The organism is Bifidobacterium polysaccharolyticum (assembly GCF_016101585.1).
In the GTDB taxonomy this organism is placed as follows: domain Bacteria; phylum Actinomycetota; class Actinomycetes; order Actinomycetales; family Bifidobacteriaceae; genus Bombiscardovia; species Bombiscardovia polysaccharolytica.
Genome location: NZ_JACFQG010000004.1, coordinates 244143 through 258799, shown reverse-complemented (window position 1 = coordinate 258799; position 14657 = coordinate 244143). Strand labels below are relative to the sequence as shown.

13 protein-coding genes are annotated in these 14657 nt (G+C 59.8%); 9 read left to right on the top strand and 4 right to left on the bottom strand.

The window, feature by feature from the left end; all coding sequences use genetic code 11:
• Positions 1-160 precede the first annotated feature (160 nt).
• From rpmE to H3T90_RS07935, 8 genes are all read left to right on the top strand, one after another.
• On the top strand, positions 161-373 hold the full coding sequence (gene rpmE / locus H3T90_RS07970; RefSeq protein WP_015022244.1) for a 50S ribosomal protein L31: 213 nt from the start codon (positions 161-163) through the stop codon (positions 371-373).
• 103 nt (positions 374-476) lie between these two features.
• Positions 477-1565 carry a peptide chain release factor 1 gene (gene prfA, locus H3T90_RS07965; protein ID WP_046323222.1) on the top strand — a complete coding sequence of 363 codons (1089 nt, stop codon included), beginning with the start codon at positions 477-479 and terminating at the stop codon, positions 1563-1565.
• Positions 1562-2521, top strand: a complete 960-nt coding sequence (gene prmC / locus H3T90_RS07960; RefSeq protein ID WP_198230171.1) for a peptide chain release factor N(5)-glutamine methyltransferase — start codon at positions 1562-1564, stop codon at positions 2519-2521. The genes prfA and prmC overlap by 4 nt, the downstream gene beginning before the upstream one ends.
• 76 nt (positions 2522-2597) lie before the next feature.
• Positions 2598-3257, top strand: coding sequence for an L-threonylcarbamoyladenylate synthase (locus tag H3T90_RS07955; protein WP_198230170.1), 660 nt, complete (start codon positions 2598-2600; stop codon positions 3255-3257).
• Complete coding sequence (locus H3T90_RS07950; RefSeq protein ID WP_198230169.1) at positions 3254-4444, top strand: MraY family glycosyltransferase; 1191 nt, start codon at positions 3254-3256, stop codon at positions 4442-4444. The genes H3T90_RS07955 and H3T90_RS07950 overlap by 4 nt, the downstream gene beginning before the upstream one ends.
• 66 nt (positions 4445-4510) lie before the next feature.
• Positions 4511-6058, top strand: a complete 1548-nt coding sequence (gene guaB, locus H3T90_RS07945; protein WP_408610697.1) for an IMP dehydrogenase — start codon at positions 4511-4513, stop codon at positions 6056-6058.
• A 194-nt stretch (positions 6059-6252) separates the two neighbouring features.
• Positions 6253-6954, top strand: a complete 702-nt coding sequence (orn, locus tag H3T90_RS07940; RefSeq protein ID WP_198230168.1) for an oligoribonuclease — start codon at positions 6253-6255, stop codon at positions 6952-6954.
• Between the two features lie 40 nt (positions 6955-6994).
• Complete coding sequence (locus tag H3T90_RS07935) at positions 6995-8401, top strand: PIF1 family DEAD/DEAH box helicase (RefSeq protein ID WP_198230167.1); 1407 nt, start codon at positions 6995-6997, stop codon at positions 8399-8401.
• Between the two features lie 45 nt (positions 8402-8446).
• On the opposite strand, the gene H3T90_RS07930 is transcribed toward H3T90_RS07935, so the two are convergent.
• The 4 genes from H3T90_RS07930 to H3T90_RS07915 all read right to left on the bottom strand — a co-directional run bounded on the left by H3T90_RS07930 (position 8447) and on the right by H3T90_RS07915 (position 12246).
• A complete protein-coding gene (locus H3T90_RS07930) occupies positions 8447-8917 on the bottom strand; it encodes a GNAT family N-acetyltransferase (protein WP_198230166.1) in 471 nt (156 codons plus the stop codon).
• A gap of 265 nt (positions 8918-9182) precedes the next feature.
• On the bottom strand, positions 9183-9962 hold the full coding sequence (locus tag H3T90_RS07925) for a hypothetical protein (RefSeq protein ID WP_198230165.1): 780 nt from the start codon (positions 9960-9962) through the stop codon (positions 9183-9185).
• Positions 9962-11407 (bottom strand): hypothetical protein, encoded by a 1446-nt coding sequence (locus H3T90_RS07920; protein ID WP_198230164.1) that lies wholly within the window; start codon positions 11405-11407, stop codon positions 9962-9964. The genes H3T90_RS07925 and H3T90_RS07920 overlap by 1 nt, the downstream gene beginning before the upstream one ends.
• Before the next feature lie 56 nt (positions 11408-11463).
• A complete protein-coding gene (locus H3T90_RS07915) occupies positions 11464-12246 on the bottom strand; it encodes an ABC transporter ATP-binding protein (RefSeq protein ID WP_198230163.1) in 783 nt (260 codons plus the stop codon).
• Between the two features lie 482 nt (positions 12247-12728).
• Here H3T90_RS07915 and H3T90_RS07910 point away from each other — a divergent pair, with 482 nt between their 5' ends.
• Positions 12729-14543 carry a proline--tRNA ligase gene (locus H3T90_RS07910; protein WP_198230162.1) on the top strand — a complete coding sequence of 605 codons (1815 nt, stop codon included), beginning with the start codon at positions 12729-12731 and terminating at the stop codon, positions 14541-14543.
• Positions 14544-14657: the final 114 nt, after the last annotated feature.

The following is a 14657-nucleotide window of genomic DNA, read 5'->3' as shown; positions in this document are numbered from 1 at the left end:
ATTCTAAAGGAAGTTCGAATAGCCACTCCGGGTTGGCGGATTCGGCGTGTGGCGCAAGGGGGTCGTATTTTCCCCGGGTTGCGCTAGACTATTACGCGGTTGCCGGTTCACGTCCGCCACAGGGGCGGTCGACCCGGGGCCCTTGAATCTAGGAGTAACCATGAAGCAGGGAATTCATCCCGATTATCATCCCGTTGAGGTCACGTGCTCGTGCGGCAATACCTTCATCACCCGTTCGACCGCTCCCGGCGATCATATGACGGTTGATGTCTGCTCGCACTGCCACCCCTTCTACACCGGCAAGCAGAAGATTCTGGATACCGGTGGTCGCGTGGCTCGGTTCGAAGCCCGTTACGGTAAGAGGACCAAGTAGCACTTCCAACGCCAGTCCCTTCCGGGTCGCTCTGCTATGCCCGGTGGGGACTGGCGTTTTTTATGACTTGAACCATGCGGATGAGCGGACGGGAAGGGTGTAGATGAGCGAGGAGCAGTTTCCGGCGGCGGTGGCTGCCGTCGAGGAGTACGGTCGCCTGGAAAAGCAGATGAGTCAGCCCGAAACGGCTTCAGATCCGGCGCAGATCCGCAAATTGGGCCGCAGACATGCTGAACTCGCTCCCATCGTTGAAGCTTATAAGGCCTACCAAAGCGCCTTGGAGGACAGTCAGGCGGCCGAACAGATGGCACGGGAGGATCCTGACTTCGCCGAAGAGGCCAAAGCCGTGGCTGACCGGATACCGGACCTGGAGCAGAATCTGCGTACCGCTCTTATTCCGCGTGATCCCGATGACGGCCGCGATACGATTATGGAGATCAAGGCCGGTAGTGGCGGCGAGGAGGCGGCCCTCTTCGCCGGCGATCTGATGCGCATGTATGTGCGGTATGCCGAAAAACGTGGCTGGACCACCGAGATCATGAGCGAGAACCGCACCCAGCTGGGAGGAGTCAAGGATGCTCAGCTGGCTATCCGCGCTCGCGGTCAGGTAGCTCCTGCCGACGGCGTCTGGGCCTCGCTCAAGTACGAGGGCGGCGTCCATCGGGTCCAGCGCATTCCCGTCACCGAGTCCCAAGGCCGCATTCAGACTTCAGCCGCTGGAGTCATCGTTTTTCCGGAGGCCGATGAGGACGACGACGAGATCGAGATTGACCCTAAGGATCTCAAGGTTGACATCTTCATGAGCTCCGGCCCAGGAGGACAGTCCGTCAATACCACCTACTCCGCTGTGCGTATGACCCACATCCCCACCGGCATCGTGGTCTCCATGCAGGACGAGAAATCCCAGATACAGAATCGTCAGGCTGCCCTGCGGGTACTCAAGTCCCGTCTTCTGGCCATGAAGCACGAGGAGGAGGCTGCCCAGGCCGCCGACATGCGTCATTCCCAGGTTCGTTCCCTGGATCGGTCCGAGCGCATCAGGACCTACAACTTCCCCGAGAGCCGGATTGTGGATCATCGCACCGGCTACAAGGCCTACAACCTGGAACAGGTGCTGGACGGCGACCTGCAGGCTGTCATCGACTCGGATATTCAGGCCGACGAGGCCCGCAGAATGGCATCACAGGAGTGAATCAGCAGGAGCACGGGGCCAGTCTGGCTGAGCTGGTTGATAGGGGCCATCGCCTGCTGGCCCAGGCGGGTGTGTCTACTCCGATCAATGATGCCAGGCTGTTGCTAGCCGATGCTTTGCGGTGTGATCTGCACCAGCTGGATCAGGCTCTGCTTATGGATTGGACTGCTGAGGAACTGCTGACGAAAGGTGCTGGTCGCACATACACTGATGGTTCCCAGTCGGCGGCCCTTGAACGTTATCAGTCCTATCTGCAAAGGCGAGCCGGACGCGAACCCCTGCAGTACATTCTTGGCCATGCCTACTTCCGTTATTTGGATCTTCGCCTGGGACCGGGGGTTTTTATCCCTCGTCCTGAGACCGAAACGGTTGTCCAGGCGGGAGTGGACGCCTTGGCTGGAATGGATCATCCACTGGCGGTGGACCTGTGCTCTGGCAGCGGGGCCATCGGGCTGTCTGTGGCCATAGAGGTTCCAGGGGTGCGGGTCCGGGCCGCGGAGGTAGACGAGCAGGCATATCGGTGGGGTGCATTGAACGCCGCCGCTCAGGAGGCTGCTATCCGGGAGGCTGGATCCGATTATCAGCTGCTGCTGGCTGATGCCACGGATTCCGCCACCCTGTCTGATCTGGATGCCCAGGTGGATCTGGTTATCAGCAACCCACCCTACGTCCCCCTGGATGCGATTCCTAGCCAGCCCGAGGTGCGTGACTGGGATCCAGATCTGGCCCTCTACGGTGGTTCGGCTGACGGGTGCGCTTTGCCCTGCCGCATTCTGGACAGGGCCAAAATCCTGTTGGCTCCCGGTGGTCTGCTGGTTATGGAACATGATGCCTGTCAGGGACCGGCCATGGTTGCTGCCGCACAGGAGCGAGGTTACCTTGAGGCATGCACCCATCAGGATCTGGCCGGCCGAGACCGTTACCTTACCGCCCGGCGGCCAGTCTTTGCTTCCTAGCGGCCTGCCGTGGTCCTGGGATAGATTAGTAGCTGGTCACATGAACATGTCGAGCCGAAAGGTCGTGATGCAGGGTATGAGCCGGGTGATGACCTATGACAGTCGGTCGCCGCAGTTGCTTGCCCAGGTGGTGTCTGCCGGTGGACTGGCGGTCATTCCTACCGACACTGTCTATGGCATCGTCTGCGATCCATGCAACGATGCGGCCATCGATCGGCTCTTCCAGGCCAAGCATCGTCCCAGAACCAAGTCCATCCAGGTGCTGCTTGATAGGGTCGAGGCCATGAAGCGGCTGGATCTTAGCCTGCCGGCTCCCCTTGATTGCCTGGCCGACGCCCTGTTGCCGGGGCCTTTTTCGCCCATTGCCCTTGTAGGACAGTCCTGCCCTCTGCGCACTCCTCGGATGGAGCCCGATGGTCTTACCCAGGCCGTCAGAGTGCCTGACTCGCCCATCTGCCGCGCACTCCTGCAGGTGACCGGCCCTTTGGCGGCTTCCAGTGCCAACAGATCGGGCAATCCCAGTGTGGAGACCGTCCAGCAGGCCAAAGCCGAGCTGGGTGATAGCGTCGACCTTTATCTGGACGGGGGGCCGACCCCTGGCTCAGTGGCCAGCACAGTGGTGGAAGCCGATAAGACTGATCCTGATGGGATACATGTGCTGCGGCAAGGCGTAATCGGCGAGGCCCGGGTCCGTGCACTTCTGTCGAACCAAACCGACGTAGGGGAGGGCCAGTGAGGGTATACCTGTTCATCGCTGCCATAGCTGGCGGGGCCACCTGGCTGGTCATGCCCATGGTCCGTCATCTCGCCATTCGGGTTGGCGCCGTGGGTGTGGTCCGCGCTCGCGATGTACATAAGGTGCCCACCCCTCGGATGGGCGGCTTGGGCATGTTGATCGGCTTTGCCGTGGCTATGTGCTTCGCATCCCGCATTCCCTTCATCACGGGCCTCTTCCAGTCCGGGCATCAGGCCTGGGTCATTCTGGCCGGGGCAGTCGCCATCTGCCTGCTGGGTATAGCCGACGACCTTTGGGACCTGGACTGGATGCTCAAGCTGGCCGGTCAGCTGCTGATTTCAGTCTTCGTCTCCTGGGGCGGTATCCAGATCATCTCCCTGCCTTTGGGATCCTTGGTGGCGGCCTCGCCCAGCTTGTCCATGGCCATAACGGCATTCCTGATTGTGGCCTCCATCAATGCGGTCAACTTCGTGGATGGATTGGATGGTCTGGCTGCAGGCATTGTGGCCATCGGGGGCATTGCCTTCGCTATCTACTCCTATATCATCGCCCGCATCTCGCCCGACTACGCCTCACTGGCCACCTTGATCGACGTGGCCATGGTGGGCATTTGCGTGGGTTTCCTCCTGCACAACTGGCATCCGGCCAAGCTCTTCATGGGCGACTCAGGATCCATGCTGCTGGGATACCTGATTACCTGCGCCTCTATTGTGGTCACCGGCCGATTGGATCCGGCCACTATTCATGCCAGCATCTATCTGCCGGCTTTCATGCCGATTCTTCTGCCCATCCTGGTGCTTTTCCTGCCTGTACTGGACATGTGCCTGGCCATCATCCGACGGCTCAGCCACGGGCAATCACCCATGCATCCCGACCGCATGCACCTGCACCACCGTATGCTGCGCATCGGTCACACGGTTCGTTCCGCTGTCCTTATTCTTTGGGGCTGGGCCGCCCTGATCGCCTTCGGTTCGCTCTTTATTCTTTTCTTCCGTCTGAGATATGTCCTGATTGGTCTGGCACTGGCCGCCATACTGCTGACCTTCGCCACCCTCTACCCCTATTACCGCCGTCGACTTCCCGAAATCAGGCGCGAGAACGCCCTTCTCGCCGCGCAAGGCTCGCGGCATGCGGCCAGACCGCCCTGGCACCACAAGAACCGACACGCTAAGGGTGAGGACGACTGATTCATTGGATGAAATAGTACGGACACGGTACCGTTAACGGTCAAGAAGCACTTGTAGCATGGTGCTATGGCTATGGAAAACCCACAAAGCAAACCCTCCTCCTACACTCAACTCCCCGACGCCTTCCAGAAAATCGGTCTGGCCTATGACGACGTCCTCCTGTTGCCCAACGAATCCGATGTCATCCCCTCCGAAGTAGACACCACCACCCGGCTGACTCGGAACATCACCATGAAGTCCCCTGTATTGTCGGCTGCCATGGACACCGTCACTGAGGCCACCATGGCTGTGGCCATGGCCCGTAACGGCGGCATCGGCGTCCTCCACCGCAACCTCAGCATCGAAGATCAGGCCAATCAGGTCGACATTGTCAAGCGGTCCGAATCCGGCATGATCTCCGACCCGCTGACGGTAACTCCAGATGCCACATTGACCGACCTGGACAAGCTCTGCTCCACCTACAAGGTCTCCGGTCTGCCCGTGGTGGACCGTCGGCAGCGGCTGGTGGGCATCATTACCAACCGCGACATGCGCTTCGTCAATCCCGCGGACTTTGACCGGCTCAAGGTCAGCGACATCATGACCAAGGACCACCTGATCACCGGTCCGTCCAACATCACCAAGGAAGACGCGCACCAGCTTCTGGCCAAATACAAGGTGGAGAAGCTTCCCCTGGTTGATGATGAGGGCAAACTGACCGGGCTGATTACCGTCAAGGACTTCGTCAAGACCGAGCAGTACCCCGAGGCCACCAAGGATGAGCGCGGCCGTCTGCGTGTGGCTGCCGCCGTGGGCTTCTTCGGCGATGCCTGGCAACGTATCACCGCCCTGGCCGATGCCGGGGTCGACATTCTGGTCGTGGACACCGCCCATGGTCACGCCAAGCTCATGCTGGACATGATTCGCAGGATCAAGGCTGATCATGCCTTCGATCATGTGGATGTGATCGGCGGCAACGTGGCCACCCGCGAGGGTGCCCAGGCGCTGATCGATGCCGGCGTTGACGCGGTCAAGGTCGGTGTGGGCCCTGGCTCCATCTGCACCACCCGCGTGGTGGCTGGCGTGGGCGTGCCCCAGCTGACTGCCGTCTACGATGCCGCATTGGCCTGCCGTCCTGCAGGGATTCCTCTGGTGGCCGACGGCGGAATTCATTACTCGGGCGACATCGCCAAGGCCATCGTGGCCGGGGCCGATTCGGTCATGCTGGGCGGTCTACTGGCAGGCACTGAGGAGGCCCCTGGCGAGAAGGTCCTCCTGCATGGCAAGCAGTACAAGGTCTATCGGGGCATGGGCTCGCTGGGCGCCATGGCCCCGCGCGGCAAGAAGAGCTACTCCAAGGACCGCTACTTCCAGGCCGACGTGACCAGTTCCGACAAGGTGGTGCCCGAGGGCGTCGAGGGCGAGGTGCCCTATCGCGGTCCGCTCAATTACGTGCTCTACGAGCTGGTAGGCGGCCTGCACCAGACCATGTTCTACACCGGTGCCCGCACCATCCCCGAGCTGCAGCGCAAGGGCCGGTTCATTCGGATTACTGATGCCGGTCTGCGTGAATCGCATCCCCATGACATCGTCATGACCAAGGAGGCCCCCAACTACTCGGGCTTCCACAACTGAGCCTACATAGGCGGGTGATCGGCGCAGGATCTCATCAGGACCTGCGCCGATTGCGTATCTCAAATCGGTCATGGCCCGGTCGGCCGGGCTGGCGAACCCTCCGCCGGTCACGTGCTGGCGATATCTTGTAATATTCCGTCCAAGGCGGCGGAAGGAGCGATCCGGGAGGCAACCCGGATCTGAAAGGCGTACAGATGAGCGATAAGAATGATCTGACTTTCTCGGCGGAGGAATCCCGCATGATCTGGATAGACTGCGAGATGACCGGTCTGGATATCTTCAATGACGAGCTGTGCGAGGTCTCCGTGGTTCCCACCGACTTCAACATGAAGGTCCTGGACAAGGGCATCGACTTGGTCATCAAGCCCTCCCAGGCGGCCCTGGACCATATGGGGGACTTCGTCAGGAAGATGCACACCTCCTCCGGTCTGATTGAGGAAATGAAGACCGGTCTGGACCTGGAGGAGGCCCAGCGTCAGGTAATCGAGTACGTCAAGCCCTTCCTGCCCAAGAACGGCAAGGCCCATCTGGCAGGCAACTCAGTGGGCTCCGACAAGAAGTTCCTTGACAAGTACATGCCCGACCTTATGGCCCTTCTGCATTACCGGGTCATCGACGTGAGCACCCTCAAGGAGCTGTCCCGCCGCTGGTACCCGGACGTCTACAAGAACAAGCCGGCCAAGCATGGCGGCCACAGGGCTCTGGCCGACATCATCGAGTCCATGGACGAACTGCGCTACTACCGCTCCATGTTCTTCCTTCCGGCTCCCGGACCTGACGGGGCGCAGTCCAAGGCCGGAGCGGAACAAATCGAGCAGACCAGCCTTCTGCGTCATTACGAAGAGTCCGGCAATCCGGTAGAGGATGCCAACAAGCCTGAGAAGACCGACTACTGACAGGCGTGGCCATGTACCTCTGACGTGGCACCATGGAGGCATGCAGCAATCCGAAGCCCTGACCATATTGAGTGCGGGGGCCAATGCCTTCATCACAGGCGCCCCCGGGTCAGGTAAGACCTTTGTGCTCAATGAGTTCGTCGCCCAGGCTCGTCAGGCCGGAGCGGTTGTGGCGGTGACCGCTTCGACCGGCATCGCCGCCACACACATCAACGGCCAGACCATCCATTCCTGGAGCGGTGTGGGAATCGCCACCTGCATGACCGAATCACTCTTGAAGCGGATCAAGACCCGCCGTCGTAGACAGATAGAAGGCACCGACATCCTGGTCATCGATGAGGTCTCCATGATGCATGCCTGGCTCTTCGACATGGTGGACCAGGCCTGCCGGGCGGTTCGTCACAGCCCCGAACCATTCGGAGGGATCCAAGTGGTTCTTTCCGGGGACTTCTTCCAGCTGCCACCGGTGACTCGATCCAACCGAGCTGCAGGAATACTGCCCAGCCCTGAATTCCAGGCTGCACGGGAACGCTATGCCCAGGCCGGCAAGGACCCGGACGGGTTCGTCACCGAATCACTGGTCTGGCAGGACCTGGACCCGATCATCTGTTACCTGACTGAGCAGCATCGCCAGGACGATGGCCAGCTGTTGACCGTCCTGACTGACATCAGGGAGGGCGGCGTCACCCCGGAGGACCATGAGGTCCTGGCCTCCCGCGTCGGCGCAGTGCCCGCACCCGGTCAGGTGGCAGTCCACCTCTTCCCGGTCAACAAGCAGGCTGACACGCTCAACGACCAGCGCCTGGCCGCCATCGACGAAGAGGCCCACCATTACCAGGCCACATCCCGAGGCGAGGCCAGACTGGTGGAGCGGCTGAAGAAGAACATGCTGGCCCCCGAGGATCTGGCCCTGAAGACCGGAGCCGCAGTAATGGCCCTGCGCAACGACCAGGACCATCAATATGTCAACGGCTCTATTGGTACAGTCAGCGGATTCACCAGCTCGGCCAAGGGGGGATGGCCGATCGTCTCCTTCCAGAACGGCAACATAGTCACCATGAAGCCGGCCGCCTGGGAGACCATGGATGGGGACACCGTCTTGGCCGCCGTCAACCAGGTGCCTCTTCGCTGCGCCTGGGGGATCACCATCCACAAGTCCCAGGGGATGACCTTGGACAGGGCGGTCATGGATCTGAGACGAACCTTTGCGCCGGGGATGGGCTACGTGGCCCTCTCACGTGTGGAAAACCTGGATGGGCTCTATCTGACGGGCATCAATGAGCATGCCTTCCTGGTCTCTCCCGATGCCGTCGTTCTGGATGCGGGATTGAGGGCCGAGTCCAAGGCGGCCTGCGCCCGTCTGAAGGATGAGGGTCCTGAGTCTTTCACCAAGCGCGCCGTCGGTCAGGAACCAGAAGACGAATTCAGCCAGGACGAACTTTTCTGATTGGTCGCCCTTACCGGTCTTGGCCCGGTGTAGTCATCCGGGTCGCTAGAGGCACCATGACAGACGGACCATGTCTCTCAGGGTAATTCCGTTCTCGACAATGGGCTGCTGGTAGCGGTCTACAAAATAATCCCGTTCAATGCGGTCCATGCGAAACCCGCATGTTTGGTAGAAGCAAAGGGCCTCAAAACTGGTGGATCCGGTGCCTACTTCCAATCTTCTCAGACCCAGCCTGACGGTCTCCATCTTGGCTCGGTCTATTAATCTGCTTCCAAGTCCCTGTCGGCGATAAGCACGGCCCACACTGATATTGGCGATTTCCAAGGTATCCGTGTTTGGTCTGACAAGCAGCATGACACCAGTCAGAGCTTGTCCCACTCGGATTTCAAAAGCACAGGAATGGGTGAAAACGTCATGGATTATCGGTTCTGAAGGATCGGCCTCCAGGAGGAGTGTCATGTGTTCTGCGTCAAGGTTGGTAAAGGTCTGGATGGTCACACCTGGCTCTGATGACATAGGTGCCCGCCTTGTCCTTGTAAATCAGAAAACCTGTTCGATATACAACCATCATATCTTGGCTGTCCGTAAGGGGAGGGTAGGGCTTGAGAGATGTCAGGTTGCGAATTTACTGACCTTTTCCTGTATGCGCCATTTGGCTTCGGTTTCGGTTGTGCTGGTCATATATGTAGGTCCTGTTGACGGCTAGGTGGAATCGGACAAACTCTTGCGCCGCCAAAGTCGGTAGGGTCTCACACATCTCACAAGCAGTTGTGCTGGCTCTTTATTTCTTGTCCAAGATCATTCCCCGGCCTCCGGTGACCGTCCAGATTAAGACGGCGAAGACTGTCAAGACCGCTGCAATCGCCGGCCAAGTCCCCTGTCCAGGAACGGGCGGTTTGATGTCCTCGGGGTATAGACGGAGCGTCATTCCCATGCCTACCTGCATACCTTGGCTGGCGATATTGATCACTGCCAGTCCTACGCCCAGGCCAAGCCCGTAGAAACGACCAAGCAATGCGATGCCGAGCATGACCAAGGACGCGTCGACCAGGCCATTGCAGGCAGCCAGCCTGAGCAGCGACTGCACGCTGGTTGGGCTGCCGTGGGAGTTCGGTATGGTAAAGAGAACGCTGAGAAGAAACGGCAGCATCAGCACGCCTGTCCCCGCGGCCAAGGCTCGCCAACGGACGCGTGCCAGGTTCAGGCGCTCCCAGGTGGGCATAAGCGGGGCAAGCATGACCAAGGCGCATGCGCTGAACGCTGCGTAGGCCAGTTCGGCCATGGGCACCATACTGGGCACGGCGCTTTTGCCTTGTGGGCATTGGGTATGTACGGCGCCGTTGAATACCGCTGCATGTGGATCAGGAACGCAGACGTACCCATAATAGGCTGGCCGGGCATAGATCTCCCCGCCGGTAGCGGAAGCGGAGGCGGTGGCAAGCAGGAAGGGTACGGTCACAGCCAGCACGACAAATGCCAAGGCCGCCCATGGGCGGCGCCCAGCCAACCATCCGACCGGGATTCCGCCTTTCAAGGTACCACGTCGATGCCGGCCGCCCATCAGTGGTTCTTCCCCAGATCATTGATGACATCGGACGGCGTGATGGCGCAGCGTTCGAGCCCAGAGAGGTTGCGACGCACATAGGCATGGAACTCTTCATTAGTGGCATCGTTGAGCAGATCGGCGGCAGGGCCTCGGGCGCTTCCCATCCCGGATGCCCCGCTTCCTCTGCTGCCCATCGACTCGTAGACGGTCTCTCTCATGCGCTGGGGCAACTGCTCCAGCACGAAGGCGGACACGCTGGCACCATCATCCAATGTCCGTTGTTTATACACGTTTTTAAGTGCCGTAGCCGCGCAGTCAGCATGGACGAATTCCTTCACGATGGCCTGTGTGACATCAGCTAGGTCACTGTATCGTCCAGTGCGTTCGGTGACTGTGTCGGTCATTATCTGTATCTTCTTGCCGCCCAAGTGTTCCAGTTCGGCCAGGCCTTGGCCGGTGAGATTCCACGCCTGGCCGTGGGACGTAGGCGTAAAGGCGTTGCCCAGCAAAAGCACAAGACCCGAGCTGCCTTCCACACTGTCCTTGGGGAACCATGAGGCGACCGACCGCATATATCGCATGTAGCGTCTCAGGTGGGCACCATCATCCGGGTGGGAGCACACTGACAGCGGCACGCCGTCTATGCTTTTGCACACCGGGGTGAACGGAGCGGATCGTCGCCATTCCGCCGGGCCGGACATGGCTACCAGGCCCCCGGCAGCAGTCGGAACTAAAAGAAGCACAGCCAATGGGGCGACTATCCATGACAGGCCGGGCTGCCACTGGTGTGCGGTCAGCATGCATGCCGCTGTGGATGCGGCCAGCACTACTGCGACCAAGATCCAGCGCACTGTCACCGCTGAAAGGTTAATACTGAGTCCCGGCTCGGCACCGATGCCCGTGTCCATCATCGGCATCACCACGGCCAGCGGCGACCCCCAGGCTCGGGGAAACACGTCACCCTTGGGTATGCGCGGCATCAGCAGCACTAAGCTGCCCCAACACAGGGCAGCAGGCAAGAGCGTTGCCGGCACCAGGGACCAGCGGCTGCCCATGATGGCCCCGAGCGCATAGCCGAGGGCGAACATGGCCGCCGGAACTGCCATACCCATGAGCAAGGCTCCCACGGGAACCGACCCGCCTGTGAACCGCAGTGTCTGGACGATGGCGGGAAGACAACCTGCCGCATAGGCCAGGGAACCCAATGCGGCACCCTTGAGGACAGGCACGCCATACCTGCGGACAGTCGGGCCCCCGATCCAGGGCGGCGCGACCATGGACCGCGGGGAACACGCTTTCCAGGCGCTCCATGCGCCGAACATGCAGGCGATTACATCCGTCACCAGATGCATCCAGGTCAGGTCGAACTGCAAGGCCGCATCTGTCAGTGCCCACGGGGACGCATCTGATTGGCCGACTCCGTAGTTGCGCACCGATAATGCGGCCGGATATGCCATCATTGACAGAAAGAACACCAGCGAGCTCACCGGTGACAAGGGATTGAGCAGACGGGCCATCATGAGACCTCACCCTGGTCGAATGGCAGGTGTCCGGATCCCGTCAGCAGCCGTCGATAACCGGATTCCCAAGGCGATGCCATTGAGTCCTCAGGATCGGCCAAGGCGGCGAGATCATCCATGCGTCCGTCCAGGAGCAGATGCCCGTGGTCGAGTACCAGCACGCGGTCGGCGATTGCGGCCAGATCCTCGACCAAATGCGTGCTCACCAGCACTGTGTGGCTGTCCGCATATGCGTCGAGGAATTTACGCACCTCAATGCGCTGCACCGGATCAAGGCCAACGGTCGGTTCGTCCAAGACAAGCACGTCGGGACGGGCGACAATTGCACACGCGATGCCCGCCCGTTGCCGCATGCCACCGGACAGGCTGCGCACCGGGCGGCGAGCTTCCCCGGATAATTCCACCTGCTCCAGGGCCCACACCGCTGCATCACAGGAAGCTTTCCAGGACAGACCGCGCGCCCATGCGGCGTACCGTACATTGCGCATCAGGCTGGAAGCATTCATCAACTCGAACGATTGCGGCAAATATCCGATCCGGCTCCTGGCCCGACGTCGTCCAGCGCTTGTCAGCACATTCGCCCTGGCTATCCTTACACTGCCCGAGGAAGGACGTGACAAGGTGGTCACAATATTCATCAGCGTCGTCTTGCCGGCACCATTGGGACCCAAGAGCCCGAATACGCCGTTGCCGAAGCTCAAGGACACATCCGACAGCGCCTGTTTACGGCCGTAGGAGAAAGACACGTGCGAGAGGGAAACATCTACTTTGTAATTCACCGTTGAACCAAACTAATAAAAGTTGGACCTTTACTTCAAAGTTAAATCAAACGTACATTACATAACTGCTTGAGTCAAATCGATGTGCTTGGCAAGGCGCATGAACGGTGTCCGGAAATGTTCAAAGAAGATGCAATCGCGGTGTTCTACAGCGTCATGATTGATCTCAAGTGATGATCCGGGGCGTGGCCGCCAGAACTACGTATGATTGGCGCGATGAATAATGTTGGTTTTCAAGAGCTTCCACCTGCTAGCGGTGAGCGCGAGTCAACCCACCGCCTCATCTTCGAAATGGTGTCCAGGCGAGCATTGTTTTTTGAGTGTGATTCGTCCTCGACGTTGTCGAGCGGCCGTATGCGACCATAGCGACTTTCTCTGTGAAAGCGTCCATAATCATAGGGGTTTATGGCTGGCTTTCAACAAATCGTCATAAGGCGTCCTTTATGGTTGCTTGTCCCTTTGCACGCATATCTTTAGGAGGTATGAGAACCAAAGCCATGCGCATGTCAACCCTCTTTTTGCGGACCCTCAGGGAGGATCCGGCCGACGCCGATGTGGACTCGGCCAAACTCCTGCAGCGGGCAGGATACGTCCGCAAGGTGGCCCCTGGCATCTTCACCTGGCTGCCACTGGGTCTGAAAGTTCTCGACAAGGTCCAGGCCGTGGTCCGGGAGGAGATCGACGGCATCGGCGCCCAGGAGGTTCACTTTCCGGCTCTGCTGCCTCGCGAGCCCTACGAGGCTACCCACCGCTGGGAGGAGTATGGTGAGAATCTCTTCCGCCTCCAGGACAGGCACGGCGCTGATTACCTGCTGGCTCCCACCCATGAGGAGATGTTCACCCTTTTGGTCAAGGACATGTATTCCTCATACAAGGACCTGCCAGTCGTTCTCTACCAGATCCAGACCAAGTACCGCGACGAGTTCCGTCCCCGCGCAGGGCTGATCAGGGGTCGCGAGTTCATCATGAAGGACGCTTACTCGTTCACTGTGGACGAGGAGGGGCTGAAGAAGGCCTACCAGGATGAACGCGGCGCCTATGAGCGAATTTTCAAGCGTCTGGGCGTCAACTACGTAATCGTCCATGCGGTCTCCGGGCCCATGGGGGGATCCGAGTCCGAGGAATTCCTGGCTCCGTTGCCTATAGGCGAGGACACTTTTGCTCTGGCGCCCTCGGGTAAGGCGTGGAATGTGGAGGCGCTGACCACCCCGCGTCCTGATCCCGTCGACTACACTAAGATTCCCGCCATGCAGGAGCTGGATACCCCTGACTCAACCACTATCGATACCCTGGTGGAGCGGTTCAACCAGCTGCATCCTCGCGAGGATGGCCGGGACTGGACCGCTGCCGATACTCTGAAGAACCTTATTGTGGCCGTCAAGCATCCTGCAGATGATGACCATCCCGAGGGCTGGCGGGAACTGGTGGCCGTCGGCCTGCCGGGTGACCGTCAGGTGGACATGAAGCGGTTGGAGGCCCAGTTCGCTCCGGCCGAGATTGAGGAGGCCAATGAAGCTGACCTGGCTGCCCACCACGAGCTGGTCAAGGGATATATTGGCCCCCGTGTTCTGGGTCCTCAGCGTTCGGATACTGAGTCCGCCTCTCATATCCGCTACTTCCTCGATGCCCATGTGGCGCCTGGATCTGCCTGGGTGACCGGGGCTGATTCTGAAGGCGTACACCTGGCCAATGCGGTTTATAGGCGTGATTTCCAAGCCGACGGAGTAGTGGAAGCCGCCGAGGTCCGTCACGGGGATATGAGTCCTGATGGTTCCGGGCCGCTCAGCTTCGAGCGTGGCGTGGAGATCGGGCAGGTCTTCCAGCTTGGGCTGAAATACTCTGACGCATTGGGGCTAAAGGTCCTGGACCGCAACGGCAAGGCTGTTCCGGTCTGGATGGGCTGCTATGGCATCGGCATTTCCCGTGTGCTGGCCTGCATCGCTGAGATGCATCACGATGATAAAGGTCTGGCTTGGCCCAAGGCTGTCGCTCCTGCCGCGGTCCATGTGGTGGCCACCGGCAAGAAGCAGGAGGCTTTCGATGCCGCTGAGAAGCTGGTCACCGACCTGGAGGACCGCGGCGTGGAGGTCATCTACGACGACCGGCCCAAGGTATCTCCCGGGGTCAAGTTCAAGGATGCCGAGCTAATCGGGGTCCCCCTGGTCGCTATTGCTGGTCGCGACACCATCGCCAACGGCACTATTGAGATTCGCAACCGCGACGGCTCGGATGTGCAAGCTGTTCCTGCCGATCAGGCCGCTCAGATGATCGTGGATCGGATTACAGCTCTCCAGTAGGTTATGCCACACTCATAGTTGCTTATTAGCAATCAATATAGAGGGGTGGGGCTTTGGTCGTGTCATGATGCACGCGACCAAGGACTCACCCTTTTGTATGCATTGGTTTAGTTT

Coding starts and splice junctions, on each gene's coding strand:
- rpmE (WP_015022244.1), top strand. CDS start 161: ATGAAGCAGGGAATTCATCCCGATTATCATCCCGTTGAGGTCACGTGC.
- prfA (WP_046323222.1), top strand. CDS start 477: ATGAGCGAGGAGCAGTTTCCGGCGGCGGTGGCTGCCGTCGAGGAGTAC.
- H3T90_RS07955 (WP_198230170.1), top strand. CDS start 2,598: ATGAGCCGGGTGATGACCTATGACAGTCGGTCGCCGCAGTTGCTTGCC.
- guaB (WP_408610697.1), top strand. CDS start 4,511: ATGGCTATGGAAAACCCACAAAGCAAACCCTCCTCCTACACTCAACTC.
- orn (WP_198230168.1), top strand. CDS start 6,253: ATGAGCGATAAGAATGATCTGACTTTCTCGGCGGAGGAATCCCGCATG.
- H3T90_RS07935 (WP_198230167.1), top strand. CDS start 6,995: ATGCAGCAATCCGAAGCCCTGACCATATTGAGTGCGGGGGCCAATGCC.
- H3T90_RS07930 (WP_198230166.1), bottom strand. CDS start 8,917: ATGTCATCAGAGCCAGGTGTGACCATCCAGACCTTTACCAACCTTGAC.
- H3T90_RS07925 (WP_198230165.1), bottom strand. CDS start 9,962: ATGGGCGGCCGGCATCGACGTGGTACCTTGAAAGGCGGAATCCCGGTC.
- H3T90_RS07920 (WP_198230164.1), bottom strand. CDS start 11,407: ATGATGGCATATCCGGCCGCATTATCGGTGCGCAACTACGGAGTCGGC.
- H3T90_RS07910 (WP_198230162.1), top strand. CDS start 12,729: ATGAGAACCAAAGCCATGCGCATGTCAACCCTCTTTTTGCGGACCCTC.